The organism is Nocardia sp. NPDC057227, from assembly GCF_042669725.1.
GTDB lineage: Bacteria > Actinomycetota > Actinomycetes > Mycobacteriales > Mycobacteriaceae > Nocardia > Nocardia asteroides_A.
The window spans coordinates 494,719-519,243 of the sequence record NZ_JBHUXA010000001.1; the positions used below are offsets into that span (position 1 = coordinate 494,719).

Below are 24,525 nucleotides of genomic sequence, written 5' to 3' on the forward strand. Positions count from 1 at the left end.
GTCAGCTGCCCGGAACCGAGCCGATGGCGGGCGGGGCGGGCACCTCGCCCTCCACGGTGGTGCCGACGGTGGCCCGCCAGAGCGCGGCCCAGGAGCCGTCGGCCTGGATCTTGCGCAGCCAGTCGTTGACGAAGGTCTTCATCTCCGGGTGGTTCGGCGGCGTGCCGATGCCGTAGGGCTCGGCGGTGAACGGCTCGCCGACCACCTTGACCTTGTCCGGCTCGCGGTAGGCGCTGCCGAGCAGCAGCGCCTGGTCGATCACGTAGGCGTCGGCCCGGCCCTGCTGCACCGCCTGCACGCACTGGGCGTTGGTGTCGAAGAGCACGATCCGCGCGGACGGCGCGAACTTCGCGATGTTCTGCGCGGCGGTGGAGCTGGTCTGGGTGCAGACGGTGCGGTCGTTCAGGTGCCCGACCTCGGTGATCTCGGTGTCGCCGCGGCGCACCAGGATGGCGTTGCCGGAGGAGTAGTACGGCCCGGCGAAGCCGACCTTCTCGGCGCGCTGCGGGGTGATGGTGTAGGTGGCGATCACGGCGTCCACCGCGTTGCTCTGCAGCAGCGCCTCGCGGCTGCCGACCTGCACCTGCACCAGCTTCACCGCGGGCTTGCCGGTGATGTACTTGGCCAGCATGGCGGCGAGCCCGGCGTCGAAGCCGGTGGTCTTCCCGGTCGCCGGGTCGGTGAGCGAGAAGATGGCGGCGGTGTCGGTGCCGCCCTGGACCAGTTCGCCGCGGTCCCTGATGGCCGCCATCAGCGACCCGGCCGGGATGTCGGCCGCCGCGGCGACCGGCGCGTTCGCGATGACCTGCTGGTAGGCATCGGCGTCGGTGCCGCTCGCCGCGGGCAGGGACGAGTCGCCGCAGGCGCTCAGCAGCAGGGCGGCCGCCGCGGCGACGGCGGTGGCCGCCAGCCCGCGGGTCCGGAGGGATGTGCTCATGGGGTGCTCTCTTTCTCCCAGTGCGAAATCGGTCAGTGCGCCAGGACTTTGGCGAGGAAGTCGCGGGCCCGCTCGGTGCTCGGGGCGGCGAAGAACTGCTCCGGCGGCGCGGTCTCGGCGATGCTCCCGGCGTCGAGGAAGACCACGCGGTCGGCGGCGCGCCGGGCGAACCCCATCTCGTGCGTGACGACGAGCATGGTCATGCCGTCGGCGGCCAGCTCGGTCATCACGTCGAGGACCTCGGTGATCATCTCGGGGTCGAGCGCGGAGGTCGGCTCGTCGAAGAGCAGCAGCCGCGGCTCCATGGCCAGCGCGCGGGCGATCGCCACCCGCTGCTGCTGGCCGCCGGAGAGCTGCGCCGGGTAGGCATCGGCCTTGTCGGCCAGCCCGACCCGGGCGAGCAGCTCCCGCGCCCGCTCCGCGGCCCGCTCCTTCGGCACCCCGAGCACCCGGGTCGGCGCGAGGGTGATGTTCTCCAGGGCGGTCCGGTGCCCGAAGAGGTTGAAGGACTGGAAGACCATGCCGACCCTGGCCCGCATCCGGGCCAGCGCGCGCCCCTCGACCGGCATCGGGACGCCGTCCAGGGTGATCTCCCCCGCGTCCACCGTCTCCAGCCGGTTCACGCAGCGCAGCAGCGTCGACTTGCCCGAGCCGGAGGCGCCGAGCAGCACGACGACCTCACCCGCGCGCAGCTCGAGATCCACGTCCCGCAGCACCGGGGCGCCGCCGAAGGACTTGCGCACCCCGGAGAGCTGAAGCATTGGGACCGAAGCGATTTGGGTCATGGATATGAGAATGACGAGCCGCGACCCATAGGTCCAATGAAGATTTCCCGGTAGAAATCTGGATTTCGTTTATGGGTCTGCCTACCCTGGGGCGATGTACGACCCCCGCCAGCTCCAGGTGCTGGCCGAGGTGGCCCGCACCGGCACCTTCACCGCGGCCGCCGAGGCGCTCGGCTACACCCAGCCCGCCGTCAGCTACCAGATGCGCACCCTGGAGCGCGCCGTCGGCGCCCCGCTCACCACCCGCTACGGCCGCGGCGTCCGGCTGACCCCGGTCGGAGCGGCGCTGGCCAGGCACGCCGAGACGATGCTCGCCGTGCTGCGCACCGCGCAGGACGAGCTGAGCTCGCTGGTCTCCACCGGCGGCGGGCAGGTGCGGCTCTCCGCCTTCCAGAGCGGCTGCGTCGGGCTGGTCCCCGCCGCGCTGGCCGAGCTGCGGCGCACCCACCCCGAGCTGGAAGTCGTGCTGACGCAGACGGAGTGCGCCGACTCGCACCGGCTGGTTCTCGGCGGCGAGGTGGACCTCGCGGTGGTCTGCGACCTGGACGACGCCGAGAACCCGCCGGACCCGAGGCTGAAGCGCATCCCGCTGCTCACCGACCAGCGCTGCGTCCTGCTGCCCGCCGGCCACCCGGCCGCCGGGCAGCCCTCGGTCTCGATCGGCGAGCTGGCGGGGGAATCCTGGATCCTGGAGCGGGTCCGCACCCGCTTCCTGCTCGCCTGCGGCCGCGCCGGTTTCACCCCGCGGATCGCGGCCACCTCCGACGACCAGCTCACCATCCTCTCCCTGGTCGCCCATCGGATCGGGGTGGCGATCATCAACGAGCTCGGCGTCGCCACGCAGACCCACCCCGGCGTGGTCGTCCGCCCGCTGCGCGACTGGCCGACCCGCGGCATCTCGGTCCTGCTCTGGCCGGACCTGCTGCGCTCGGCCCCGGTCGCCGCGCTGCTCGCCGCGCTCGGCTCCGCCGCGCGGGGGCTCGGCCTCGGCACCGCCGCCTGAGCGGGCACCCACCGCTCATCGCCAGGAAATTGCCGGATTTCGGATGTAAGTGCATTTGCACAGTTCGGACCGACCAGTCGGCGCGACAAAAGGATTTGCTGCGAAGGCTGCGAAGCCCGTCCCGGGGCGGCTCGAAATGTGTTGTGCTGAACGCGATGAGCACAGCACTGGAGATTCCGATGATCCTGGTCGGCCGCGTCGACCCCTGCGGCGACCACCCCGGATACGACACCGAACCCACGGCCGCGCAACCGGATCCGGAGCCGGCGGCCAGCCACCGGCTGCGCTGGGCGCGCGCCAGGGACACGCCGGAGGGGTAGTCACGCCGAGCGCGGCAGCCGCCGGATGCCGGAGCGTCGCGGGCGCGGCTCGGCCGGGGCGGGGACCTCGGTCACCAGGTGCCGGTCCGGCGCCTCGGCGTAGAGCGATTCCAGCAGCTCGGCGTAGCGCTTCGCCACCACGTCGCGGCGCACGGTGAGCTTCGGGGTGAGCTCGGGGCTGCCCGGCTCCCAGACGTGGTCGAGCAGCACGAAGCGCTTGATCTGCTCCGGCCGCGACACCCTGGCATTGCCCTCGCGCACCGCCTCGGTGATCCGCTGCCGGATGGCGGGGCGCCCGGCCAGGATCGCGACGTCGGCCGCCACCACCCCGTTGCTCGCGGCGTCCGCGGCGATGGCGGTGGTGTCCAGGGTGATCAGCGCGGTCAGGAAGGGCTGCTGCTCGCCGAAGACCACCACGTTGCCGACCAGGAACGAGGCCGCGCGCACCGCGTTCTCGATCCGGGACGGCGCGATGTTCTTGCCGGAGTCGTTGATGATCATGTCGCTGCGGCGGCCGACGATGCGGTAGTTGCCCGCCTCGTCGCGCTCGCCGAGGTCGCCGGTGCGCAGCCAGTCGCCGCGGTAGAAGGCGCGGCGGGTGCGGTCCGGGTCGCGGTGGTAGCCGCGCATCACCATCGGGCCGCGCACCAGCAGCTCGCCGTCGGCGGCCAGCCGCACCTCGGCTCCGTGCAGCGGCGCGCCGACGGTGCCGAGCCCGGGGTTGTCGGCGGTGGTCGTCGTGGTGACCCCGGCCGCCTCGGAGAGCCCCCATACCTCGGTGAGCCGGACGCCGAGGCCGTGGAAGTACGCCAGCACCTCCGCCGGGATGGGCGCCGCGCCGGAGGCCGCGAAGCGGATGTGGTCGAGCCCGATCCCGGCGCGAATCCTGCGCAGCACCAGCCGGTCCGCGATCCGCTGCCGCAGCCGCAGCACCGGACCCGGCCGCCCGCCTGCCAGCTCGACCCTGGCGTGCGCGCTGCCGGTGCGCACCGCCCACCCGGCCACCGCGCGCTTCGCCCGGCGCGGCTCGGCCTCGATGGCGCTCTCGATCCCGGCCCGCGCCTTCTGCCACACCCGGGGCACGCCGAAGAGCACGGTGGGCCGCACCTCGGTCAGCACCTCGCCCATCCGGGCCGGGTCGGCCAGCGAGGTCACCTGGATGCCGCGGGTCATGCCCGCGTAGTGCGCGGTGATCCGGTCGGCGATGTGCGCGGCGGGCAGGTAGGAGACGATGCGGTCGTCGAAGTCGGCGGGCAGGTGCTCGCCGAGCGCGACCAGCTGGGCCAGGATGTTGGAGTGCGTCAGCTCGACGCCCTTGGGTGAGCCGGTGGTGCCCGCGGTGTAGGTGAGGGTGGCCAGGTCGTCCGGGCGCACCTGCTGCCAGCGGGGCTCGAAGTCGAAGTCCGGGTCGGCGTTCTCGATCAGCTGTGCCAGTGAGATCGCGCCCGGCCCCGGTTCGTCGACGCAGACGACGGCGGCGAAGTGCAGGCCGGTGCGGGTCAGCCGGGGCAGCAGCGCGCGCTCGGTGATCACGACGCGGTTGCCCGCATTGCCGCAGACCTCGGCGATCTGCTCCGGCGCCGCGGTGTTGTAGAGCGAGAACGGCACCGCGCCCAGGTGCAGCGCGGCGGTGTCGACCAGGTGGAACTCCGGGCGGTTCGCGAGCAGCAGCGCGATCGTCTCGCCGCGCGCCACCCGCAGCGCGGCCAGCCCGCCCGCGATCGCGCGCACGGCCGCGCGGTACTGCGCCCAGGTGTAGCTGCGGGCCGGGTCGAGCCCGCGCAGCGCGACCGCGTCCGGGCGCAGCGCGGCGGTGGCCTGGAAGGCCTGCGGCAGCGTCGACACGTGCCTGCCCGAGCAGTGCGGAAAGCTGACGAACGGGAAGCGGCTCGGGTACATCAGTTCTCCACTCTCGACGTCGAGGCAGAATCAACGGTAACTTATTACCCAGATTTTCGGCCTGTTCTTCGTGATCGGAGCATGTTCTCATGCCAGCTTCCATCGGATCTCCCGACAACATCTTCGACCGGATCGGCGGCTACGAGGCACTCGAGGCAGTCGTCGCCGACTTCTATGTCCTGGTTCTCGCCGACGAGCGGCTGGCCGGCTTCTTCACCGGTGTGAACCTGAACCGGCTGCGCGGCAGGCAGGTCGAGTTCTTCGCCACCGCGCTGGGCGGCCCCGACCCGTACACCGGCGCGCCGATGAAGCAGGTGCACCGGGGGCGCGGCATCACGCTCGCCCACTTCGGGCTGGTGGCCGGCTACCTCGCGGACGCGCTCACCGACGCCGGGGTGCCGCGGGAACTGACCGAGGAGATCATCGCCGCGGTCGCGCCGCTCGCGGGCGACATCACCTCGGGCTGATCAGCCGTCGAACTCCGGCCCGTCGAACTCCAGCCCGGCGGGCAGCGGCTCGGCGGCGGGGTCGGAGCGCAGGTCGGCGCTGTTGGCGACGAGGGCGAGGCAGAGGTAGGAGCCGGCCACGAAGAGCAGCTCCAGCAACTCGGCGGCGCTGCGGTGCGCGGCGAGTTCGCGCCAGGTGTCGTCGCCGACCCGGTGCTCGGCGAGCAGCTCGTCGGCGGCGCGCAGCAGCAGGCTCTCCCCGCGCGGCCAGAGTGCCGCGTCCGGGCCGTGCCGCACGGCGGCCACCTCCTCGGGGGAAAGGCCGTGCCGCAGCGCGATTCGCACGTGCTGCTCCCACTCGTAGCGGCAGCCGGTGCGCCAGGCCACGCGCAGGATCAGCAGCTCGCGGGCGCGCGGATCGAGCGTGCCGCGCTCGAGCAGCAGCCCGTTGTAGCCGAGCCAGGCGGCGGCGAGCTCGGGGTGGTGGCCGAGCACGCCGAGGATGTTCGGCAACGGTGGGGCATCCGGGGCGCCGGAGAGGTAGCGATCGGCCATGCCGACCCGCCCGCGGAACAGTTCGCGGGCGTCGTCGTCCCACTTCTCGATCGGCAGCGGGGGCAGCCGTGGCTCGCTGTGCACCCGCTCAGCGTAGCGGGAGGGGCCGGTCCGCGGGAAGCTTCACCCGGTCCCCCTCGACCGTGCGCAGGAACTCCTCGATCACCGCCACCGTCTCGGCGTGCCCGGTGTCGATGTCGAAGAACTCCTCCATCCGCAGCAGCCGGGAGACGCTCGACATGAGCATGACCACCGTGGTCGCCGTCCACGGCGGCGGCACGTCGCGGTAGCCGGCCAGGATCCGCCCGACCTCCTCGAGCTGCAGCTCGCGGAAGCGCCGGGAGGACTCCGCGATCTCGGCGCGGATCGTCCTGCGATGCACGGCCATCGAGATGAACTCCATGGTGAGCGCGGTCTGCGACTGCCCGTGCACGGCCTCCCAGAGCCCCCACAGCGGCTGCGCGTCCTCGAACACCTCGCGCTGGTGCTGGTAGCTGCGCTCGGCGCCGCGCCGGAACAGCTCGACGAAGAGGTTGTCCATGGTGTCGTAGTAGTAGTACACCAGCCCCGGGTTCACCCCGGCCCGCGCGGCGAGGCGCCGCGAACTCACCGCCGCGTAGCCCTCGTCGAGCATGATCTGCTCGGCCGCGTCCAGCAGCGCGACCCGGGTGGCCGCGCCATCGGCCCTGCTCGCCCGCTCGGTCTTCATCACCACCTCCATCGGCCCTTGACATCGGGATCGAGCCCACCCTATAACTTTAACCACCCGATCAATTTAACCGGGTGCTCAAACTCTCTCGCCGATCGGAGGACGCCATGGCATCCGACCCACCGGCCACGGTCACCGTCCGCTGCGGCAGGCGCACCGCCACCGGCGAGCACCGGGACGGCAACACGGTGCTGCAGATCGCCCGCATCCTCGGGCTGAATCCGCCCTCCTCCTGCGAGATGGGCAACTGCGCCACCTGCATCGCGCGGGTGACGGAGGGCAGCGCGGTCATGCGCGTCAACGACGCGCTGACCGAGGACGAGGTGGCCGAGGGCTGGGTGCTCACCTGCCAGGCCGTGCCGACGACCCCGCTGCTGCGGGTCGACTACGACGATTAGGAGCCAACCGATGCCCTCATCCCACACCGCCGTCGTCACCGGCGGCGCCTCCGGCATGGGGCTGGCCATCGCGCAGCGCCTCGCCGCCCGCGGCGACCGGGTGGCGATCCTGGACCTGGACGGCGCGGGCGCCGAGCGCGCCGCCGCCGAGATCCGCGACAAGGGCGACACCGCAACGGGTTTCGCCGCCGACGTCACCGACCGCGCCGCGGTCGACGCCGCGGTGGCCGCGACCCGCGCGACCTACGGCCCGATCGACGTCCTGGTCACCAGCGCCGGGCTGGTCGCCTTCCAGCCCTTCACCGAGATCTCGCTCGAGTCCTGGAACCGGGTGCTCGCGGTGAACCTCACCGGCACGTTCCACTGCGTGCAGGCGGTGCTGCCGGACATGCTGGCCCGGAGCTGGGGCCGGATCGTCACGATCTCCTCCTCCAGCGCGCAGCGCGGCTCGCCGGGCATGGTGCACTACACCGCCTCGAAGGGCGCGGTGATCGCCATGACCAAGGGGCTGGCGCGCGAGTACGCCGCGCGCGGCATCACGGTGAACACCATTCCGCCGTCCGGGATCGACACCCCGATGTCGCGCTCCTCGCAGGCCGCGGGCCATCTGCCGGACAGCGCCACCATGGCGAACGCGATCCCGGTCGGCTTCCTCGGCACCGGCGACGACATCGCCGCGGCCTGTGCGTTCCTCTGCTCCGACGATGCCCGCTACATCACCGGCCAGGTCGTCGGTGTCAACGGCGGCACCGTCATCTGACCCGACGAAGGAGTACCGCGATGACCGATTGGCCCAAGCCCGCGGCGGGCAGCTGGACCGAGCACTACCCGGACCTGGGGACCGGGCCGATGTCCTTCGAGGACTCGGTCTCCCCGGAGTTCTACGAACTCGAGCGCACCGCGATCTTCGAACGCGCCTGGCTCAATATCGGCCGGGTGGAGCAGCTGCCGCGCGTCGGCAGCTACTTCACCAAGGAGATCGCCATCGCGCGCACCTCGATCCTGGTGGTGCGCGGGCGGGACCAGGAGGTGCGGGCGTTCCACAATGTCTGCCGGCACCGCGGTAACAAGCTGGTGTGGAGCGAGTTCCCGCGCGAGGAGGTCTCCGGCACCTGCCGCCAGTTCACCTGCAAGTACCACGGCTGGCGCTACGGCCTGGACGGCGGCTTGAACTTCGTGCAGCAGGAGGGCGAGTTCTTCGGGCTGGACAAGGGCGAGTTCGGGCTGGTGCCGGTGCACTGCGAGATCTGGGCCGGGTTCGTCTACGTCAACCTGGCGCCGGAGCCGCCGCAGACGCTCACCGAGTTCCTCGGCCCCATGGTCGGCGCGCTGGCGGACTACCCGTTCGACCGGATGACCGAGCGCTACGACTTCAAGGCGGAGAACGCGAGCAACTGGAAGCTCTTCGCCGACGCCTTCCAGGAGTACTACCACGTTCCGGGGCTGCACTCGCAGCAGGTGCCGGGCGCGGTGCGCCAGCCGGACTCCGGATTCACCTGCGCCCATTACCAATTGGACGGCCCGCACCGGATGGTGAGCACCGGCGGCGCCCGCCGCTGGACGCTGCCGCCGGAGTTCATGTACCCGATCGAGCGGGTCACCCGCAGCGGCCTGGTGGGGCCGTGGGAGTCGCCGGACATCGGGGAGCTGCCGCCCGGCATCAACCCGGGCCGCATCGAGCCGTGGGGCATCGACAACTTCCAGATCTTCCCGAACGTCGAGATCCTCTTCTACCGCGGCTGGTACCTGATCTACCGCTACTGGCCCACCTCGCACAACACGCACACGTTCGAGGCCACGCTCTGCTACCAGCCGGCCGACTCGGTGCGCAAACGGGTCGAGCACGAGGTCTCCTCGGTGGTGTTCAAGGAGTTCGCGCTGCAGGACGCGGGCATGCTCACCGGCACCCAGACCGCGCTGGAGCAGGCGTACCGCACCGCGGGGATCACCGACTACCCGGTGAACGACCAGGAGATCCTGGTGCGCCACTTCCACCGGGCCGTCGCGGACTGGGTCGGCGCCTTCCACGGGGCGGCGGCGCGCTGATGCCGATGCTGCCCGCGGCCTTCGCCGAGTTCGAGCGCTTCGCGCCGATCTGGTGCCTGCCCACCGAGTCCGAGCGCTGGAACAGGCGCCTGGCAGGCACCATGGCCGAGCTGACCGACTTCTACGACGCCTTCTTCCCGCGGCTGGACGACGCCATCGTCTACTGCGACAAGTTCCCGCTCGACGACCTGCCCGACGACGCGCTGAACCTGCTGTACCTCGTGTACTCGCTGGTCCAGGCCGCGATGGCGGTGGAGATCTTCGCCCAGCCCGCCCCGGTGGACAGCGCCGACGCCTATCTCGACCGGGTCGGCGAGCCGACCCCCTGAACGGAGACCACCATGACCACACTCACCGTCGAGAAGCTGGGCCGCGAGGTCGGCGCCGAGATCACCGGGCTCACCCCGGAGCGGTTGCTCGGTGACCCCGGCGTGCCCGCCGCGATCCGGCAGGCGCTGGAGGACAACGGGGTGCTGGTCTTCCGCGGCCTGCACCTGGACCCGGAGACCCAGGTCGAGTTCTGCCGCACGCTCGGCCCGATCGACACCTCCCCCGGCCACCACCCGGTCGACGGCATCTACCGGGTCAGCCTGGACACCGCCAAGAACTCCTCGGCGAGCTACCTGCGGGCCACCTTCGACTGGCACATCGACGGCTGCACCCCGGAGGACGACGCCTACCCGCAGATGGCGACCATGCTCTCCGCCAAGGCGGTGGCCGAGTCCGGCGGCGAGACCGAATTCGCCAGCACCTACTCGGCCTACGACGATCTCGACCCCGCCGAGCAGCGGTACCTGGCCGGGCTGCGGGTGGTGCACTCGCTGGAGGCCTCGCAGCGCAGGCTCACCCCCGACCCGACTCCGGAGCAGCTCGCGGCCTGGCGGCGGCGGCCGGTGCGCGAGCACCCGATCGTCTGGACGCACCGCTCCGGGCGGCGCTCGCTGGTGCTCGGCGCCTCGGCGGGCGAGGTGGTCGGGCTGGACGCCGAGCAGAGCCGGACCCTGCTCGACGGGTTGCTGGCTCGCAGCACGACGCCGGAGCGGGTGTACCGGCACGAGTGGACCGTCGGCGACACCGTGATCTGGGACAACCGCGGCGTCATCCACCGGGCCGCCCCCTACGACGCCGGGTCGCCGCGCGAGATGTTGCGCACCACCGTGCTCGGCGACGAACCCATTCAGTGAGGAGTACGACCATGCCGCGTTGGCCCAAGCCCCCCGAGGGCAGCTGGACCGAGCACTACCCGGACCTCGGTACCGACCCCATGTCCTACGAGGACTCCATCTCCCCCGAGTTCTACGAGCTGGAGCGCAAGGCGATCTTCGAGCGGGCCTGGCTCAATGTCGGCCGGGTGGAGCAGCTGCCGAAGGTGGGCAGCTACTACACCAAGGAGATCGACGCCGCGCGCAGCTCGGTGATCATCGTGCGGGACCGGGAGAAGCAGGTCCGCGCCTTCCACAATGTCTGCCGCCACCGCGGGAACAAGCTGGTGTGGAACGAATTCCCGCGTGAGGAGACCGCGGGCACCTGCCGCCAGTTCACCTGTAAGTACCACGGCTGGCGGTACGGCCTGGACGGCGGCTTGAACTTCGTCCAGCAGGAGGGCGAGTTCTTCGATCTGGACAAGAGCGCCTACGGGCTGGCGCCGGTGCACTGCGAGGTCTGGTCCGGGTTCATCTTCGTCAATCTCGCCGCCGAACCGGCGCAGACGCTGCGCGAATTTCTCGGCCCGATGGTCACCGACCTGGAGGGCTACCCCTTCGACCGGATGACCGATCGCTTCACCTACCGGGCCGAGGTCGGCGCGAACTGGAAGCTCTACATGGACGCGTTCCAGGAGTTCTACCACGCACCGGTACTGCACGCGAGCCAGTCCCCGGACAACTACGCCACCGCTGCTCAGACGGCCGGTTTCGAGGCGCCGCACTATCAGCTGGAGGGGCCGCACCGGCTGGTCAGCACCTCGGGCGTGGTGACGTGGGAGCTCGACCCGAGCATGCGCAAGCCGATGGAGGACATCACCCGCAGCGGGCTCTTCGGCCCGTGGCAGCAGCCGGAGCTGGGCGAGATGCCGAGCGGGCTGAACCCGGCGAAGTGCGATCCGTGGGGGCTGGATTCGTTCCAGCTCTTCCCGAACTTCACCATCCTGATCTGGTCCGCGGGCTGGTACCTGACCTACCACTACTGGCCGACGGCCTACAACCGGCACATCTTCGAGGGCAACCTGTACTTCGTCCCGGCGAAGACCCCGCGTGAGCGGGTGGCGCTGGAGATGGCGGCGGTGACCTTCAAGGAGTACGCGCTGCAGGACTCCAACACCCTGGAGGCCACCCAGATCTCGCTGGAATCCCGTGCGGTGCGGCGCTTCCCGCTCAACGATCAGGAGATCCTGCTGCGGCACCTGCACAAGGTGGCAGGCGAGTGGGTCGGCGAGTACCGGAGCGAGGCGGTCCGATGAGCGCGCTGCTCCCCGCCGAGTTCGCCGACCTGGAGCCGTGGGCCGAAACCTGGTCCCTGGCCACCGAACCCGAGCGCTACGACCGCCGGATGGCCAGTTCGATGCCGGAGATGCAGGGCTTCTACGACGCGATCACCCCGCGCTCCGAGGCCGCCCTGACCTACCTGGACCGGTACACCCTGGACGACCTGCCCGACGATGCCCGCAGGCTGATGTGGCTGCTGCACTCGATGATCATGGTCTCCTTCCCGGTCGAGGTGTGGAGCCAGCCGAGGGTGCCGGATTCCGGTGCGGCCGCGCTGCACTGCGTGCTGGAGCCGCGCTCGTGACGGTCGTCCTGCGCGCCGCCAGGTGGCTGGACGTGGACACCGGGGAGCTGCACTCGCCCGCCGTGCTCGTGGTGGACGGCGAACACATCGCGGCGGTGGACCCCGACGTCGTCCCGGACGGCGCGGTGCTGCACGACCTCGGCGACGTGACGCTGCTGCCCGGGTTGATGGACATGGAGATCAACCTGCTCATCGGCGGCCCGGAGACCCCGACCGGGCTGCCGCTGCCCATGCACGGCGTGCAGGACGACCCGGTCTACCGCACGCTGCGCGCCACCGTGAACGCGCGGATCACGCTGGAGGCCGGGTTCACCACGGTCCGCAATCTGGGGCTGATGGTGAAGACCGGCGGCTACCTGCTCGATGTCGACCTGCATCGCGCCATCGAGCAGGGCTGGTTCCCCGGTCCGCGCATCCACTCCGCGGGCCACGCCATCACCCCCACCGGCGGGCACCTGGACCCCACCATGTTCCAGCGCCTCGCCCCGCACATCATGCCGCTGGCGGTGGAGGAGGGGATCGCCAACGGCGTCGACCAGGTGCGGCACGCGGTGCGCTACCAGATCAAGTACGGCGCGCAGCTGATCAAGGTCTCCGCCTCGGGCGGGGTGATGTCGCACAGCACCGCGCCCGGCATCCAGCAGTACTCGGACGAGGAGCTGGCCGCCATCGTGGACGAGGCGCACCGGGCCGGGCTGCACGTGGCCGCGCACGCGCACGGCGACGCCGGGATCCGCGCCTGCATCCGCGCCGGGGTCGACTGCATCGAGCACGGCTCGCTGGCCAGCGACGACACCATCGCCATGATGGTCGAGCACGGCACCTACCTGGTGCCGACCAGCTACCTCTCCGAGGGGCTCGACGTGTCGAAGGCGCCGCAGGCCCTGCAGGAGAAGGCCGCCGTGGTCTTCCCGCAGGCCAGGCGGATGCTGGGGAAGGCGATCGCGGCCGGGGTGAAGATCGCCTGCGGCACCGACGCGCCCGCCGTCCCGCACGGCGACAACGCCAAGGAGCTGTGGGCGCTGGTCGACCGCGGCATGACCCCCGCGCAGGCGCTGCGCGCGGCCACCGTGGTGAGCGCCGAGCTGCTCGGCGTCACCGACCGCGGGCGGCTCGAACCCGGGCTGCTCGCCGACATCATCGCCGTTCCCGGCGACCCCACCACCGACATCACCCGCACCCAGCACGTCGCCTTCGTCATGAAGGGCGGCGTGGTGCACAAGAACACCACCGCCTGACAGGAGTCACCATGCCGACCGGAATCCTCTTCGTCGAGTCCAGCCCCAGGTCCGCGGCCGAGGCCGCCGCCTACCACGACTGGTACGAGAACACGCACCTGGCCGAGATGTGCAAGCTGGACGGGGTGGTCGCCGCGCGCAGGCTCGCCGTGGCCGGTGAGGACAGTTTCGTCGCGCTCTACGAGATCGAGGCCGACGATCTGGACGCCGTGCGCGCCGGGCTCGGGGCCGCGTCGCGCTCCGGGCAGATGTCGCCGCCGGTGGGGCTGCGCACCGACCCGCCGCCGACCGTCCGGCTGCTCCGCGACATCGCCTCCTACCGGCCCTGAGATGGCCGTGCCACCGCCGCAGCCCGTACACCCCGAGCGGTTCGCGCAGCCGCAGCACTCAGGGCAGCCGGTGCCCGCCCGGCGCTCCGATCAGCAGGATGCCGGCGGCTTCCACGATCGGCTGTACATCGGCGGGCGCTGGCGGCCGCCGACCGGTGACCGCGTGATCGAGGTCATCTCCCCGCACACCGAGGAGGTGATCGCCCGGCTCGCCGCGCCGGGGACGGCCGATGTCGACGCCGCGGTGCTCGCGGCCCGCGACGCCTTCGACCACGGCGCGTGGCGGCGCACCCCGGTCGACGAGCGGGTCGCGGCGATCCGCGACCTGGCCGACCGCTACACCGCCCGCGAAGCGGAGCTGGCCGGCCTGGTCACCGCCGAGATGGGCGCGCCTGCCCGCTTCGCCCGCTCCGCGCACGCGAAACTGCCCGGCGTGCTGATGCGCGCCCTGGCCGACGTGGCGGCGACCTTCCCGTGGGAGGAGACCCGCCCCGGCTACCTCGGCGCGAACGTACTGGTCACGCACGAGCCGGTCGGGGTGGTCGCCGCCATCGTCCCGTGGAACATGCCGGTCTTCCTCACCGTGGCCAAGCTGATCCCGGCGCTGCTCGCGGGGTGCAGCGTCGTCCTCAAGCCGTCACCGGAGACCCCGCTCGACGCCTACCTCATGGCGGAGCTGCTGTCGGACAGCCGGATTCCGCCCGGCGTCGTCTCCATCCTGCCCGGCGACGGCGAACTCGGCGCCCACCTGGTGGCGCACCCCGGCGTGGACAAGGTGTCGTTCACCGGCTCCACCGCGGCGGGCAGAAGGGTGGCCGCGGCCTGCGCCCCCGCACTGCGCACGGTGAGCCTGGAGCTGGGCGGCAAATCGGCCGCGGTGGTGCTCGACGACGCCGACCCCGAGCAGGTCGCCACCGGCGCCCAGGTGGCCGCGCTGATGAACGGCGGCCAGGCCTGCGTCGCGCAGACCCGGATCCTGGTGCCGAGCCACCGCTACCGCGAGCACGTCGAGGCGCTGAGCGAGATGGTCTGGAAGCTGCGCGTCGGCGACCCGGCCGACGAGGCCACCGACATCGGCCCTCTGGTCTCGGCCAGGCAGCGCGACCGCGTGCACGGCTACCTGGAGACGGGGCTCCGCGAGGGCGCGAAGGCGGTGGTCGGCGGGGTGGGCGCGCCGCCCGGCTGCGAGCGCGGCTGGTACGTCCGGCCCACGCTGTTCACCGAGGTCGAGCCCGGAATGCGGATCGCGACCGAGGAGATCTTCGGCCCGGTGATCACCGTCCTCGCGCACGACGGCGACGACGACGCCGTCGCGCTGGCCGACGCCACCGAGTACGGCCTCTCCGGCTCGGTCTGGTCGGCCGACCCGCGGCGGGCGCTGGCGGTGGCGCGCCGGATCCGCAGCGGCACCGTCGGGATCAATGCCGCCTACAGCATGGATCCGGTTGCCCCCTTCGGCGGCGTCAAGGCCAGCGGGATCGGCCGCGAGTTCGGCCGCGAGGGGCTGGCCGGCTACCTCACCACCAAATCCGTGTCGGGAATCTAGAGGAGACGCTGTGCAGTTGTCGTTCGGCCCCGAGGTGGAGACCTTCCGCGCCGAGTTCGCGGCCTTCCTGGACGCGAACCTGCCCCAGGCGCCGGAGCAGCGCTCGAAATCCAGTGCGGATGTCCCCGAGTGGGCGCGGCGCTGGCAGCGGCTGCTCTTCGACAACGGCTGGCTGCTGCCGGCCAACCCGCCGGAGTTCGGCGGCCGCAACGCCTCGGTGCTGCAGCAGTACGTGCACCTCGAGGAGCTGTCCAAGCGGCGGATCTACCATTCGTTCAATCCCCAGGGCGTCGGCATCATCGCCGCCTCGCTGCTCTCGTTCGGCACCGAGGAGCAGAAGCACCGGTGGGCGGTGCCGATCCTGCGGGCGGAGTTGACCGCGTCGCTCGGCATGAGCGAGCCGGGCGCGGGCTCGGACCTGGCCGGGCTGCGCACGAGGGCGGTCCGCGAGGGCGACGAGTACGTGGTGGACGGGCAGAAGGTCTGGACCTCCGGCGCGCACGATGCCGACGTCCTGCTGACCTTCGTCCGCACCGATCCCACCGCACCCAAGCACAAGGGCATCAGCGTGCTGCTGATCCCGACCGACACCCCCGGCGTCACCCGCCGCCCGTTCCCCTCGATCTGCGCCCCCGACGACCTGGACTTCAACGAGGTCTACTTCGAGGGCGTCCGCGTTCCCGCCGCGAACCGGATCGGCCCGGAGAACGGTGGCTGGACCGTCGCCAACGGCTCCCTCGGCCACGAGCGAAACCTACTGTGGCTCAGCCACGCCGACCGCCTCGCCGACCTCATCCGCGACTTCACCCCGCACACCGAGCACGACCGCGACGCCTACGCCACCAGCGTCATGGACCTGCACGCCCTGAAACTCCTCGGCTCCGCCGCCCTCGCCCGCGCCGCCCGCGGCGAACCGGACGTCGCCGCGCTCTCCGTGCTCAAGGTGCTGGGCTCCGAGGCGGTGCAGGCCGGCACCGAGCAGGCCCTGTCCAGCATGGGCGCCGACGGCCTGATCCACCCCGCGCTCAGCGCCCCACCGGGCGCGCACACCATCGGCCACTTCGCGAGCGGCTGGTTCGAGCGCTACACCAGGACCTTCGCGCACACCATCGCGGGCGGCACCTCGGAGATCCAGCGCACCATCATCGCCCAGCGCGTGCTCGGGCTGCCCCGGAGCTGACGCTCAGGGCAGCTTGATCACCGACATGTACATCTCCAGCACGGGCCGATGGAGGTCGATGTCGTCGAGCTTGGTGCCGAGCACCACCGAGTCGGTGGTGTGCACCAGAATCCGCGCGAAGGTCAGCGGCGGGATGGAGAGGGTCGCGCCGACCTGAGCCATCCCCTCGGTGATGAAGCGGGCCAGCGCCTCGACCACCTGCTCCCGCCTGGCCGCCACCCGCTCCCTCGCCTCCGGATTCCGCAGCAGGTACAGCGTGAACTCCATGCCGAGCGCGGCGTGCTCGGCGCCCCGGTCGTCGCTGAGCCGCTGCCAGAGCTCCGCGATCCGGTCCAGCTCGTGCGCGCCGACCTTGGCGGCCGACACCACCTCGGTGAAGGTGTCGAAGTAGCGCTGCCAGTACCACTCGTTGACCGCGAGGAAGAGCTCCTCCTTGGTCGAGAAGTGCTTGTAGATGGCGCCTTTCGTGTATCCGGCGGCGTAGGCGATGTCGTCGAGGGTCGCGGCGGTGAAGCCCTTCTCGGCGAAGACCTCCTGGGCGGCCTCCAGCAGCAGACCGCGCGTGTGCTCGAGCCGCCGCTCCCTGGTCCATCGTTCCGCCATAGCAGCGAGTATGCCATCGGATCTCAGAAACCCTTCCCCTATCCAGATACTCATTGGTATCTTGAGAACTGCTGAGTCACCGAACTAGGGGTCCTGCGATGAGCGCACCGGCAGAGAACAAGAAACCCACCACTGTCACCGAATCCGTCGGCGCGACAGCGGATCTGGGGTCGAAAGGACCGTCCGCGTCGAGACCGGTGGTGATCTGGGCGATCATCGGCGGGCTGATCCTCGCCTTCCAAATCTATATCTGGGCGAGCTGGGCCATCGGGCCGCACTTCGAGCGGGTACCGACCGGGCCGAGCGACCCGCCGACCTGGATGAAGATCATCCTCGGCACCTGGACCACCGTCATCCTGGCCGGCTGGCCGGTCGGCGTCTGGTGGTTCATCGTCCGGCCGTGGCGCCGCGAGCGCCGGATCACCCTGGACGGCATGCTCCTGGTCGCCTGCGGGCTGCTGTTCTTCCAGGATCCGCTGCTCAACTACTTCAACACCTGGAGCACCTACAACACCTGGATGTTCAACCGCGGCTCCTGGGTCGCGGAGATCCCCGGCTGGCGCTCCTACGCCGAGCCGGGCGCCATGATGGCCGAGCCGCTGCTGATGAACGCGGCGGGCTACTCCTACGGCGTGCTGCTCTGCACCATCCTCGGCTGCTTCATCATGCGGCAGGCGAAGAAGAAGTGGCCGAGCATCAACAACTACGGGCTGATCGGCATCCTGATCGCCTGGACGTTCTTCTTCGACCTGGTCATCGAGGGGCTGTTCCTGATGCCGATGGGGCTCTTCACCTACCCCGGCGCCATCCAGTCGCTCTCGATCAACGCGGGCACCTACTACCAGTGGCCGATCTACGAGGGGCTCATGTGGGGCGGGGTGCAGGCGGGGCTGTGCGCGCTGCGCTACTTCACCGACGACCGCGGCCGCACCTTCGTCGAGCGCGGGCTGGAGCGCACCGGCGGCGGCTTCGTCCGGCAGCAGGGCACCAGGTTCCTCGCCATCTTCGCGGCGTGCAGCATCTTCTTCTTCGTCTGCTACAACCTGCCCGCGCAGTGGTTCGCGATGAACGCCGACCCGTGGCCGGAGGACATCCAGAAGCGCTCCTACTTCGACATGGGCGTCTGCGGCGACGGCACCGGCAGGCTCTGCCCCGACCCGGCGCTGCCCATCCCCGGCCGGGACACCGCCTACATCGACCCCGACGGCAGGCTCGTCCTCCCCGACGGCGTCGAGCTGCCGAAGATCGTCCCCCACGAGCGAGGTAACTGACATGACCCTGACCACCGAACCGCGTATCACCCGCGCCCCGTTCTACCGCTCGGTCGGCGACGAGGCCGAGGTCTTCCGTGCCGCCGCGCGCCGCGGCTCCCCGGTCCTGCTCAAGGGCCCGACCGGCTGCGGCAAGACCCGCTTCGTCGAGGCCATGGCGCACGAGCTGGGCCGCGAGCTGATCACCGCCGCCGGGCACGAGGACATGACCGCGGCCGACCTGGTCGGCCGGTTCCTGCTGCAGGGCGGGGAGACGGTCTGGGTCGACGGCCCGCTGACCCGCGCGGTGCGCTCGGGCGCGATCTTCTACCTGGACGAGGTGGTGGAGGCTCGCCAGGACACGACCGTCGTGATCCATCCGCTCGCCGACCACCGGCGCGAACTCCCGATCGACCGGCTCGGCACCAGCGTCCCCGCCGCCCCCGGCTTCCAGCTGGTGATCTCCTACAACCCCGGCTACCAGAGCGTCCTGAAGAGCCTCAAGGAGTCGACCAGGCAGCGCTTCGTCGCCATCGAGCTGGACTTCCCGCCCGCCGAGATCGAGACCGACGTGGTCGCCTACGAGGCGGGGATCGACGCCGCGACGGCGGCCACGCTGGTGCGGCTCGGCCAGGCCATCCGCCGCATCGACGGGTCGCCGCTGCGCGAGGCGGCCTCCACCCGGCTGCTGATCCTGGCCGGCGGGCTGGTCGCCGAGGGGCTGCCGCTGCGCGCCGCCGTGCAGTCGGCCGTGGTGCGGACGCTCTCCGACGACGCGGACGTGGTGCGGGCGCTCGGCGAGCTCGCCGACGCCGTGCTGCCCCGGTCATGACCGTCGCGCAGGCCGGCGACGTCGGCCACCTCCGGCTGCTGGCGACCTACGTCGCAGGCCGGGCGGTCGACGTCGCGCGGGCACCGGCGGGCGAGAGCGCCCACACCACCGGCAGCGCCGTCTACGTCTCGGCCGACGGCTCCGCCGCCGGGCAACGCCGGGAGATGCTGCTGCAGGCGGCTCTGCTCGGCGCGGGCAGCCTGGACGGTCACCTCGTGCGCGCACTGCGGGCACGTCCCGCGGCGGCACGGCGCTACCTGGCACTGGAGGGCAGCCGGGTGCTGGCCGGACTCGGCGCCGTGCTCTCCGAGACGGCCGTGCCCGGCTCGTACGACCCGCCGCGCACCGCGACGGCCGAGGAGTCGCTCGCGCTGGCGACCGGCCGAGCGCCGGTGCCCGACCCGCCCGCGTGGTTCGGAGTCATCAAACCCGCCAAGCTGCTGACCAAGCAGCCGGGAGCGGGCGGGAAGGCCACCGCCAAGGAGCTGCGCCTCGAATTCGACCCGATCGACATGCCCGAGGGCGAGGAGGACGACGACGACGGCGGCGACCAGGTCGGCGGCAGCAAGATCCTGAAGCTCTTCGAGAACCCGCTCTTCAACTCCCGCGCCCTCTCCGACCAGCTGCGCAAGCTCTTCGGCAACTCCCGCTCGGCCGGCGACGGCCCGGCAGGAGCGGAGATGCAGGTGCGCGCGGTGCGCAAGGTGCAGCGGGTCGGCGCGAACGCGCAACCACTGCCCACCAGGATCCAGTTCACCGACGACGGGAAACCCGGTGCGGCGCTCGGGATCGGCGGCGCGCTGCACCCGGAGTGGGACGTGCACGGTCAGCGCTACAAACCGGACTGGTGCCGGGTGCTCGACTTCCCGCTGACCGTCGACGCCGACATCGCCGCCGCGGGCGTCGCCGACGACGACGTCCTGCGCCGCCGCCTCTCCCGGATCGGGCTCGGCCCGAAGGTGCTGCGCAGCCGCCCCGATGGCGACGAGCTCGACCTCGAGGCGCTGATCGACCTCGTCGTCGACCTGCGCTCCGGCCACTCCCCCGCGGAGAACATCTACCTCGAGCGCCGCAAACTGGAGCGCAACCTCGGGGTGCTGATCCTGCTCGACGCCTCCGGCTCGGCCACCGACACCGACACCGACGGCCTCGCGGTGCACGACCACCAGCGCCGCGCGGCCGCCACCATGGCGCACACGCTGGAGGAGCTCGGCGACCGGGTCGCCGTCTACGCCTTCCGCTCCCAGGGCCGCCACGCCGTGCACCTGCCCGCGATCAAGACCTTCGACCAGCGCTTCGGCGCGGCCGGGCGGGCCAGGCTCAACCAGCTCCAGCCCGCGAGCTACACCCGCCTCGGAGCGGGCATCCGCGGCGCGGGCGACATCCTGAAAAATCAAGCGGGCACCCAGAACCGGCTGCTGGTGGTGCTCTCCGACGGCCACCCCTACGACGAGGGGTACGAGGGCCGCTACGCCGAAGCCGACGCGCACAAGGCACTCGAGGAGCTGCGCGCCGACGGCGTAGCCTGCCTCTGCCTGACCATCGGCGCCACGACCACCGACGACGCCCTCGCGCGGGTCTTCGGCTCGGCGGGGCACGCCAGTGCGACCACCCTGGGCGAGCTCAGCCCGCGCATGGACGAGCTGTTTCTTTCCGCGCTGCGCGAACTCGCCGTCTCCCGCTGACCGACCACCGACAAGGGAGGCCAGGAATGACCACCGATCCGGTCCCGATTTCCCCGCCAGCCACCGAGATCACCGACTGGGCCCGCGGGTACGCCCGCAGGCACCCCGTCGCCGCGCTGCAGACCGTCGGCAGGCAGGTCACGCTCGGGCAGCGGGCCGTCCGGCACCTCGTCACCGATATCGCCGGCCGGCGCTTCCCGTTCGGCGAGTTCATCGCCCAGGCGGCCTTCATGGTCAAGACCTCGCTGCTGCCGACGGTGGCGGTCGCGCTGCCGATCAGCGCGACGCTGTCGATCCAGTTCGGGCTGCTGGCCGGCCAGGTCGGCGCGACCGCGCTGGCCGGGGCGGCGAGCGGGCTCGCCGTGATCCGGCAGTCCGCGCCGCTGGTCACCGCGATCCTGCTCGCGGCGGCGGTGGGCTCCGCGCTCTGCGCCGACCTCGGCTCGCGCACGATCCGGGACGAGATCGACGCGCTCGAGGTCATGGGCATCTCGGTGCTGCGCAGGCTCGTGGTGCCGCGGCTGGCGGCGGGCGTCATCGTCGCGATGGCGCTGACCGGGGTGAGCTGCTTCGTGGGGTTCCTGGCCGGCTACCTGTTCAACGTCTACGTCCAGGACGGGACGCCGGGCAGCTACCTGGCCACCTTCTCCTCCTTCGCGACCTCGGGCGACCTGTACCTGGCGATGGTGAAGGGCGCCGTGTTCGGGGTGATCGTGGTGGTGGTCGCCTGCGAGAAGGGGCTGAACACGAAGGGCGGGCCGGGCGGGGTGGCGAACTCGGTGAACGCGGCCGTGGTCGCCTCGATCGTCGTGCTCATGGTGGTGAACCTGGGCTTCACCCAGCTCTACACCACGCTCTTCCCGCGGACGACGCTGTAATGGCCAGCGTCTACCGCCCGCCGGGCGTGCGCACGGTGGTCGCGGTGGCCGGGCCGCCGGCGCAGGGGATCATCCGGCTCGGGCACATGGTCACCTTCTTCACCCGCGCGGTGCTGGCGATCCCGCTGACGCTGCGGCACTACCGGCGCGAGACGCTGCGCATCATCTCCGACGTCACCTGGGGCAACGGCTCGCTCATCGTCGGCGGCGGCACCGCGGGGATCATGATCATCCTGGGCGCGGCGGCGGGCGGCATCGTCGGCATCGAGGGGTTCAACGCGCTGAAACTGCTCGGCATGCAGCCCGCCACCGGCATGATCGCGGCCACCGCCGCCACCCGCGAGCTGGCCCCGATCATGGCCTCGATCGCCTTCGCCGCGCAGGCGGGCTGCCGGTTCACCGCACAGCTCGGCGCCATGCGGATCGCCGAGGAGATCGACGCGCTGGACTCGATCGCGATCCGCCCGGTCCCCTTCCTCGTCACCACCAGGCTGGTCGCCGCCGTGGTGGCGATGGTCCCGCTCTTCCTGGCCGCGCTGGCCGCCGACTACCTGGCGGTGAAGCTCTTCGTCGGGATCGCGGGCGGCCAGTCCTTCGGCACCTACGACCACTACTTCGACCTGGTGCTGAGCGGAACCGACATCGTCTACTCGCTGCTCAAGGCCATCGTCTTCGTGATCGTCACCACGACCATCCAGTGCTACTACGGCTACTACGCGCGCGGCGGGCCGCAGGGCGTCGGCATCGCGGCCGGGCGCGCGATGCGCGCGAGCATCACCGTGATGATCACGGTGAACCTGCTCATGACGCTGGCGCTGTGGGGTTTCGACGCCGGCTCCAGGATCAGTGGGTAGCGCCGTGGCGATCGTTTTCGAATCCGACGACCGGAATCTCTCCAACGCCGGGCTCTTCGTGCGCGGCCTCGCCGTGCTCGCCGTCATCGCCGCGACGGCCACCGCCATGATCGCCCGCTCCGAGGGGGCCTTCGCGCGCACCGTCGAGGTCACCGCGGTGCTGAGCGATGTCGGCGACGGGCTGCCCGCCCGCTCCGACGTCAAGTACCGCGGCGTGCTGGTCGGCAGCGTTCGGGAGGTGGTGCGGGCGGAGGCGGGCAACGCGGTGCGGATCGACCTGCTCCCCGCGCACGCGGGCGGGATCCCGGCGACGGTGACCGCCCGCGTCGTCCCGAGCAATGTGTTCGCCGTCCCGTCGGTGCAGCTCATCGACAACGGCCCCGGCCCCGCGCTGAGCGAGGGTGCGCGCATTCCGGAGGACCACAGCCGGGCGGGCGTGCAGTTGCAGACCTCGCTCACCGCGCTCAGCGAGCTCGCCGCCGCCGTCGGGCGTCCGGGCAACGACCCTGCCGTCGGCATCCTGGAGACCGTGGAGCGCGCCACCCGCGGCCGCGGCGACGAGGCGCTCGCCGCCGCGAGCCAGTTGGAACGGATCGTGCGCACCTATCGGGCCGAGGCGACCGCACCCGGTCAAGCTTCCTATCTGGCAGCGCTTCTGGAGGCGGTGACCGGGCTGCGGCAGTCGTCCCCCGATCTGCTCACCGCCCTGCACGAGGCGGTCGTCCCGCTGCAAACCGTCGCGGCGAAGCGCGCCGATCTGACCGCCCTGCTGACCGGTGCGGGCACCACCACCTCCACCCTCGGCACCGCGCTGATCGGGCACGGCGACACCCTCATCGGCATGAACAGCCGGATGGGCCCGGTGCTGCAACTGCTGGCCGCGGGCAGCGGCAACTTCGTGCAGATGACCACCTCGCAGACCCGGGTCGCGCAGGTCTTCACGAACGAGTTCTGGAACGCCGAGGACCAGAGCGGCACCGCCAAGGTGATCGTGGAGCTCACCCCGCACAAGGAGTACACCCGCACCGACTGTCCCCGCTACGGCGAGCTGGCCGCCCCGAGCTGCACCGCGGGCCCCGCCGCGGGCCCCGCCGCGGGCCCCTCGGTGATCGACTCCCTGGACAGCCCCGAGCTGCTCGGCCTCCCACCCGAATCCGGCGCGCTCGCCGAGCTGTTCGGTGTCGCACCGTCCCCGGAGGAGCCACGATGACCCACCGCCGCGACCTGATCGGGCTGACCGCGTTCCTGCTCGTCGCCGCCGTGCTGACCTGGATGGTGCACGTCACCCTGCAGCGCGACGTCACCGGCGAGACCGACACCTACTCGGCGCTCTTCGGCGACGTCTCCGGGCTGCGCGTCGGCGACGACGTCCGGGTGGCCGGGGTGCAGGTGGGCCGGGTGGACGCCATCGCCGTGCACGGCCGGGAGGCCGAGGTCACCTTCCGGGTGCACCGCGACCAGACCCTGCACGGTGACACCCTCGCCTCGGTCACCTACCAGAACCTGATCGGCCAGCGCTATCTCGGGCTGAGCCGCGCCGACTTCGGCGACCCTGCACCGCTCGCCCCCGGCGCCCGCATCCCGCTCGAGCACACCCAGCCCTCCTTCGACATCTCCGGGCTGCTGAACGGCTTCCAGCCGCTGTTCAGCACGCTCGACCCCGCCGACGTCGACAACCTGACCGCCGCGCTGATCCGCGCGCTGCAGGGCGACGACGGCGCCGTCACCGCCCTGATCGCCAGGACCGCCGCCCTTGCCCAGACCTTCGCCGGCCCGGACCAGATCCTCGGCACCCTGATCGACAACCTCGCCGCGGTCATGACCACCCTGGCCGCCCAGAGCACGAACATGCAGGACACCCTCGCCCAGACCCGCGCCCTGCTCGACGGCCTCGCCGCCCACCGCGACACCCTGCTCGACCAGACCGACCGCATCGCCACCGTGGTCGCCGACGCCGCCACCGTCGTCGAGGGCGCCGCCCCCGCGCTGACCGAGTTCGTCGGCCGCGAACCGGGATTCGCGCACCACTTCGTCGCGGGCAGCGACCGCTTCGCCTACCTCGGCTTCAACCTGCCGCCGCTGCTGCAGGCCATGGTGCGCGCCGTCGACAGCGGCGCCTTCGTCAACGCCTACGTCTGCGACATCGGCTTCAGCCTGATACCCGGCATCGACCCGGTGATCGCCCAGGTCCTGGCCGGCTCCTCACCCACCGGCCGCCCCCAGCACTCCCCGATCTGCAGGTGAA

The 24,525-nt window shown here is 71.5% G+C and carries 27 protein-coding genes; 21 read left to right on the top strand and 6 right to left on the bottom strand.

Annotation, left to right across the window (positions count from 1 at the left end):
- Position 1: 1 nt before the first annotated feature.
- The gene (locus tag ACFUJ1_RS02550; protein WP_378641658.1) at positions 2-937 is read right to left on the bottom strand and encodes a glutamate ABC transporter substrate-binding protein; all 936 of its coding nucleotides are present in this window, start codon (positions 935-937) and stop codon (positions 2-4) included.
- Between the two features lie 32 nt (positions 938-969).
- Positions 970-1,698, bottom strand: a complete 729-nt coding sequence (locus ACFUJ1_RS02555) for an amino acid ABC transporter ATP-binding protein (RefSeq protein WP_378641907.1) — start codon at positions 1,696-1,698, stop codon at positions 970-972.
- A gap of 118 nt (positions 1,699-1,816) precedes the next feature.
- On the opposite strand from ACFUJ1_RS02555, the gene ACFUJ1_RS02560 reads away from it, so the two are divergent.
- Both ACFUJ1_RS02560 and ACFUJ1_RS02565 read left to right on the top strand, forming a co-directional pair.
- Positions 1,817-2,725: a LysR family transcriptional regulator gene (locus ACFUJ1_RS02560; protein ID WP_378641660.1), complete on the top strand. Its 909-nt coding sequence runs from the start codon at positions 1,817-1,819 to the stop codon at positions 2,723-2,725.
- A gap of 155 nt (positions 2,726-2,880) precedes the next feature.
- Positions 2,881-3,045 (top strand): hypothetical protein, encoded by a 165-nt coding sequence (locus ACFUJ1_RS02565; RefSeq protein ID WP_378641662.1) that lies wholly within the window; start codon positions 2,881-2,883, stop codon positions 3,043-3,045.
- Here ACFUJ1_RS02565 and ACFUJ1_RS02570 read toward each other — a convergent pair whose 3' ends face one another.
- A complete protein-coding gene (locus ACFUJ1_RS02570; RefSeq protein ID WP_378641664.1) occupies positions 3,046-4,944 on the bottom strand; it encodes an AMP-dependent synthetase/ligase in 1,899 nt (632 codons plus the stop codon).
- 89 nt (positions 4,945-5,033) lie between these two features.
- On the opposite strand from ACFUJ1_RS02570, the gene ACFUJ1_RS02575 reads away from it, so the two are divergent.
- Complete coding sequence (locus ACFUJ1_RS02575; RefSeq protein WP_378641665.1) at positions 5,034-5,411, top strand: group 1 truncated hemoglobin; 378 nt, start codon at positions 5,034-5,036, stop codon at positions 5,409-5,411.
- Here ACFUJ1_RS02575 and ACFUJ1_RS02580 read toward each other — a convergent pair whose 3' ends face one another.
- Both ACFUJ1_RS02580 and ACFUJ1_RS02585 read right to left on the bottom strand, forming a co-directional pair.
- Positions 5,412-6,029, bottom strand: coding sequence for a carboxymuconolactone decarboxylase family protein (locus tag ACFUJ1_RS02580; protein WP_378641667.1), 618 nt, complete (start codon positions 6,027-6,029; stop codon positions 5,412-5,414).
- A gap of 4 nt (positions 6,030-6,033) precedes the next feature.
- Positions 6,034-6,654 (bottom strand): TetR/AcrR family transcriptional regulator, encoded by a 621-nt coding sequence (locus ACFUJ1_RS02585; protein ID WP_378641669.1) that lies wholly within the window; start codon positions 6,652-6,654, stop codon positions 6,034-6,036.
- Positions 6,655-6,761: 107 nt separating this feature from the next.
- Here ACFUJ1_RS02585 and ACFUJ1_RS02590 point away from each other — a divergent pair, with 107 nt between their 5' ends.
- Genes ACFUJ1_RS02590 through ACFUJ1_RS02640 form a run of 11 tightly spaced genes read left to right on the top strand, consistent with a single transcriptional unit; the run spans position 6,762 to position 16,178 of the window.
- Complete coding sequence (locus ACFUJ1_RS02590; protein WP_378641671.1) at positions 6,762-7,052, top strand: 2Fe-2S iron-sulfur cluster-binding protein; 291 nt, start codon at positions 6,762-6,764, stop codon at positions 7,050-7,052.
- Between the two features lie 10 nt (positions 7,053-7,062).
- A complete protein-coding gene (locus ACFUJ1_RS02595; RefSeq protein WP_378641673.1) occupies positions 7,063-7,812 on the top strand; it encodes an SDR family NAD(P)-dependent oxidoreductase in 750 nt (249 codons plus the stop codon).
- A 20-nt stretch (positions 7,813-7,832) separates the two neighbouring features.
- Positions 7,833-9,098, top strand: coding sequence for an SRPBCC family protein (locus ACFUJ1_RS02600; protein ID WP_378641675.1), 1,266 nt, complete (start codon positions 7,833-7,835; stop codon positions 9,096-9,098).
- Entirely contained in the window at positions 9,098-9,427 is a 330-nt protein-coding gene (locus tag ACFUJ1_RS02605; RefSeq protein WP_378641677.1) for a hypothetical protein, read from the top strand. The genes ACFUJ1_RS02600 and ACFUJ1_RS02605 overlap by 1 nt, the downstream gene beginning before the upstream one ends.
- 12 nt (positions 9,428-9,439) lie before the next feature.
- Positions 9,440-10,282, top strand: coding sequence for a TauD/TfdA dioxygenase family protein (locus tag ACFUJ1_RS02610; protein WP_378641679.1), 843 nt, complete (start codon positions 9,440-9,442; stop codon positions 10,280-10,282).
- A gap of 11 nt (positions 10,283-10,293) precedes the next feature.
- Positions 10,294-11,556 carry an SRPBCC family protein gene (locus ACFUJ1_RS02615; protein WP_378641681.1) on the top strand — a complete coding sequence of 421 codons (1,263 nt, stop codon included), beginning with the start codon at positions 10,294-10,296 and terminating at the stop codon, positions 11,554-11,556.
- On the top strand, positions 11,553-11,885 hold the full coding sequence (locus ACFUJ1_RS02620; RefSeq protein ID WP_233017697.1) for a hypothetical protein: 333 nt from the start codon (positions 11,553-11,555) through the stop codon (positions 11,883-11,885). Before ACFUJ1_RS02615 ends, ACFUJ1_RS02620 begins: the two co-directional genes overlap by 4 nt.
- Complete coding sequence (locus ACFUJ1_RS02625) at positions 11,882-13,123, top strand: amidohydrolase family protein (RefSeq protein ID WP_378641683.1); 1,242 nt, start codon at positions 11,882-11,884, stop codon at positions 13,121-13,123. The genes ACFUJ1_RS02620 and ACFUJ1_RS02625 overlap by 4 nt, the downstream gene beginning before the upstream one ends.
- An 11-nt stretch (positions 13,124-13,134) precedes the next feature.
- Positions 13,135-13,452 carry a hypothetical protein gene (locus ACFUJ1_RS02630; protein WP_378641685.1) on the top strand — a complete coding sequence of 106 codons (318 nt, stop codon included), beginning with the start codon at positions 13,135-13,137 and terminating at the stop codon, positions 13,450-13,452.
- Between the two features lies 1 nt (position 13,453).
- Positions 13,454-14,998, top strand: coding sequence for an aldehyde dehydrogenase (locus tag ACFUJ1_RS02635; RefSeq protein WP_378641686.1), 1,545 nt, complete (start codon positions 13,454-13,456; stop codon positions 14,996-14,998).
- A gap of 10 nt (positions 14,999-15,008) precedes the next feature.
- Complete coding sequence (locus tag ACFUJ1_RS02640) at positions 15,009-16,178, top strand: acyl-CoA dehydrogenase family protein (RefSeq protein ID WP_378641688.1); 1,170 nt, start codon at positions 15,009-15,011, stop codon at positions 16,176-16,178.
- Between the two features lie 3 nt (positions 16,179-16,181).
- Here the strand turns inward: ACFUJ1_RS02640 and ACFUJ1_RS02645 are convergent, their stop codons facing one another.
- Complete coding sequence (locus tag ACFUJ1_RS02645) at positions 16,182-16,781, bottom strand: TetR/AcrR family transcriptional regulator (RefSeq protein WP_378641690.1); 600 nt, start codon at positions 16,779-16,781, stop codon at positions 16,182-16,184.
- A gap of 98 nt (positions 16,782-16,879) precedes the next feature.
- Between ACFUJ1_RS02645 and ACFUJ1_RS02650 the strand changes: the two genes are divergently transcribed.
- Genes ACFUJ1_RS02650 through ACFUJ1_RS02680 form a run of 7 tightly spaced genes read left to right on the top strand, consistent with a single transcriptional unit; the run spans position 16,880 to position 24,524 of the window.
- Positions 16,880-18,052 (top strand): spirocyclase AveC family protein, encoded by a 1,173-nt coding sequence (locus ACFUJ1_RS02650; protein WP_378641692.1) that lies wholly within the window; start codon positions 16,880-16,882, stop codon positions 18,050-18,052.
- A gap of 1 nt (position 18,053) precedes the next feature.
- Positions 18,054-18,863 (top strand): CbbQ/NirQ/NorQ/GpvN family protein, encoded by an 810-nt coding sequence (locus ACFUJ1_RS02655; protein ID WP_378641693.1) that lies wholly within the window; start codon positions 18,054-18,056, stop codon positions 18,861-18,863.
- The gene (locus ACFUJ1_RS02660) at positions 18,860-20,548 is read left to right on the top strand and encodes a nitric oxide reductase activation protein NorD (protein ID WP_378641695.1); all 1,689 of its coding nucleotides are present in this window, start codon (positions 18,860-18,862) and stop codon (positions 20,546-20,548) included. Before ACFUJ1_RS02655 ends, ACFUJ1_RS02660 begins: the two co-directional genes overlap by 4 nt.
- A gap of 26 nt (positions 20,549-20,574) precedes the next feature.
- Entirely contained in the window at positions 20,575-21,426 is an 852-nt protein-coding gene (locus tag ACFUJ1_RS02665) for an MlaE family ABC transporter permease (RefSeq protein ID WP_378641697.1), read from the top strand.
- Complete coding sequence (locus ACFUJ1_RS02670; protein ID WP_378641699.1) at positions 21,426-22,280, top strand: ABC transporter permease; 855 nt, start codon at positions 21,426-21,428, stop codon at positions 22,278-22,280. Before ACFUJ1_RS02665 ends, ACFUJ1_RS02670 begins: the two co-directional genes overlap by 1 nt.
- Before the next feature lie 4 nt (positions 22,281-22,284).
- Entirely contained in the window at positions 22,285-23,490 is a 1,206-nt protein-coding gene (locus tag ACFUJ1_RS02675; RefSeq protein WP_378641701.1) for an MlaD family protein, read from the top strand.
- Entirely contained in the window at positions 23,487-24,524 is a 1,038-nt protein-coding gene (locus tag ACFUJ1_RS02680) for an MlaD family protein (protein WP_378641703.1), read from the top strand. The genes ACFUJ1_RS02675 and ACFUJ1_RS02680 overlap by 4 nt, the downstream gene beginning before the upstream one ends.
- Position 24,525: the final 1 nt, after the last annotated feature.

Coding starts and splice junctions, on each gene's coding strand:
- ACFUJ1_RS02550 (WP_378641658.1), bottom strand. CDS start 937: ATGAGCACATCCCTCCGGACCCGCGGGCTGGCGGCCACCGCCGTCGCC.
- ACFUJ1_RS02555 (WP_378641907.1), bottom strand. CDS start 1,698: ATGCTTCAGCTCTCCGGGGTGCGCAAGTCCTTCGGCGGCGCCCCGGTG.
- ACFUJ1_RS02560 (WP_378641660.1), top strand. CDS start 1,817: ATGTACGACCCCCGCCAGCTCCAGGTGCTGGCCGAGGTGGCCCGCACC.
- ACFUJ1_RS02565 (WP_378641662.1), top strand. CDS start 2,881: ATGAGCACAGCACTGGAGATTCCGATGATCCTGGTCGGCCGCGTCGAC.
- ACFUJ1_RS02570 (WP_378641664.1), bottom strand. CDS start 4,944: ATGTACCCGAGCCGCTTCCCGTTCGTCAGCTTTCCGCACTGCTCGGGC.
- ACFUJ1_RS02575 (WP_378641665.1), top strand. CDS start 5,034: ATGCCAGCTTCCATCGGATCTCCCGACAACATCTTCGACCGGATCGGC.
- ACFUJ1_RS02585 (WP_378641669.1), bottom strand. CDS start 6,654: ATGAAGACCGAGCGGGCGAGCAGGGCCGATGGCGCGGCCACCCGGGTC.
- ACFUJ1_RS02590 (WP_378641671.1), top strand. CDS start 6,762: ATGGCATCCGACCCACCGGCCACGGTCACCGTCCGCTGCGGCAGGCGC.
- ACFUJ1_RS02595 (WP_378641673.1), top strand. CDS start 7,063: ATGCCCTCATCCCACACCGCCGTCGTCACCGGCGGCGCCTCCGGCATG.
- ACFUJ1_RS02600 (WP_378641675.1), top strand. CDS start 7,833: ATGACCGATTGGCCCAAGCCCGCGGCGGGCAGCTGGACCGAGCACTAC.
- ACFUJ1_RS02605 (WP_378641677.1), top strand. CDS start 9,098: ATGCCGATGCTGCCCGCGGCCTTCGCCGAGTTCGAGCGCTTCGCGCCG.
- ACFUJ1_RS02610 (WP_378641679.1), top strand. CDS start 9,440: ATGACCACACTCACCGTCGAGAAGCTGGGCCGCGAGGTCGGCGCCGAG.
- ACFUJ1_RS02615 (WP_378641681.1), top strand. CDS start 10,294: ATGCCGCGTTGGCCCAAGCCCCCCGAGGGCAGCTGGACCGAGCACTAC.
- ACFUJ1_RS02620 (WP_233017697.1), top strand. CDS start 11,553: ATGAGCGCGCTGCTCCCCGCCGAGTTCGCCGACCTGGAGCCGTGGGCC.
- ACFUJ1_RS02630 (WP_378641685.1), top strand. CDS start 13,135: ATGCCGACCGGAATCCTCTTCGTCGAGTCCAGCCCCAGGTCCGCGGCC.
- ACFUJ1_RS02635 (WP_378641686.1), top strand. CDS start 13,454: ATGGCCGTGCCACCGCCGCAGCCCGTACACCCCGAGCGGTTCGCGCAG.
- ACFUJ1_RS02645 (WP_378641690.1), bottom strand. CDS start 16,781: ATGGCGGAACGATGGACCAGGGAGCGGCGGCTCGAGCACACGCGCGGT.
- ACFUJ1_RS02650 (WP_378641692.1), top strand. CDS start 16,880: ATGAGCGCACCGGCAGAGAACAAGAAACCCACCACTGTCACCGAATCC.
- ACFUJ1_RS02655 (WP_378641693.1), top strand. CDS start 18,054: ATGACCCTGACCACCGAACCGCGTATCACCCGCGCCCCGTTCTACCGC.
- ACFUJ1_RS02660 (WP_378641695.1), top strand. CDS start 18,860: ATGACCGTCGCGCAGGCCGGCGACGTCGGCCACCTCCGGCTGCTGGCG.
- ACFUJ1_RS02665 (WP_378641697.1), top strand. CDS start 20,575: ATGACCACCGATCCGGTCCCGATTTCCCCGCCAGCCACCGAGATCACC.
- ACFUJ1_RS02670 (WP_378641699.1), top strand. CDS start 21,426: ATGGCCAGCGTCTACCGCCCGCCGGGCGTGCGCACGGTGGTCGCGGTG.
- ACFUJ1_RS02680 (WP_378641703.1), top strand. CDS start 23,487: ATGACCCACCGCCGCGACCTGATCGGGCTGACCGCGTTCCTGCTCGTC.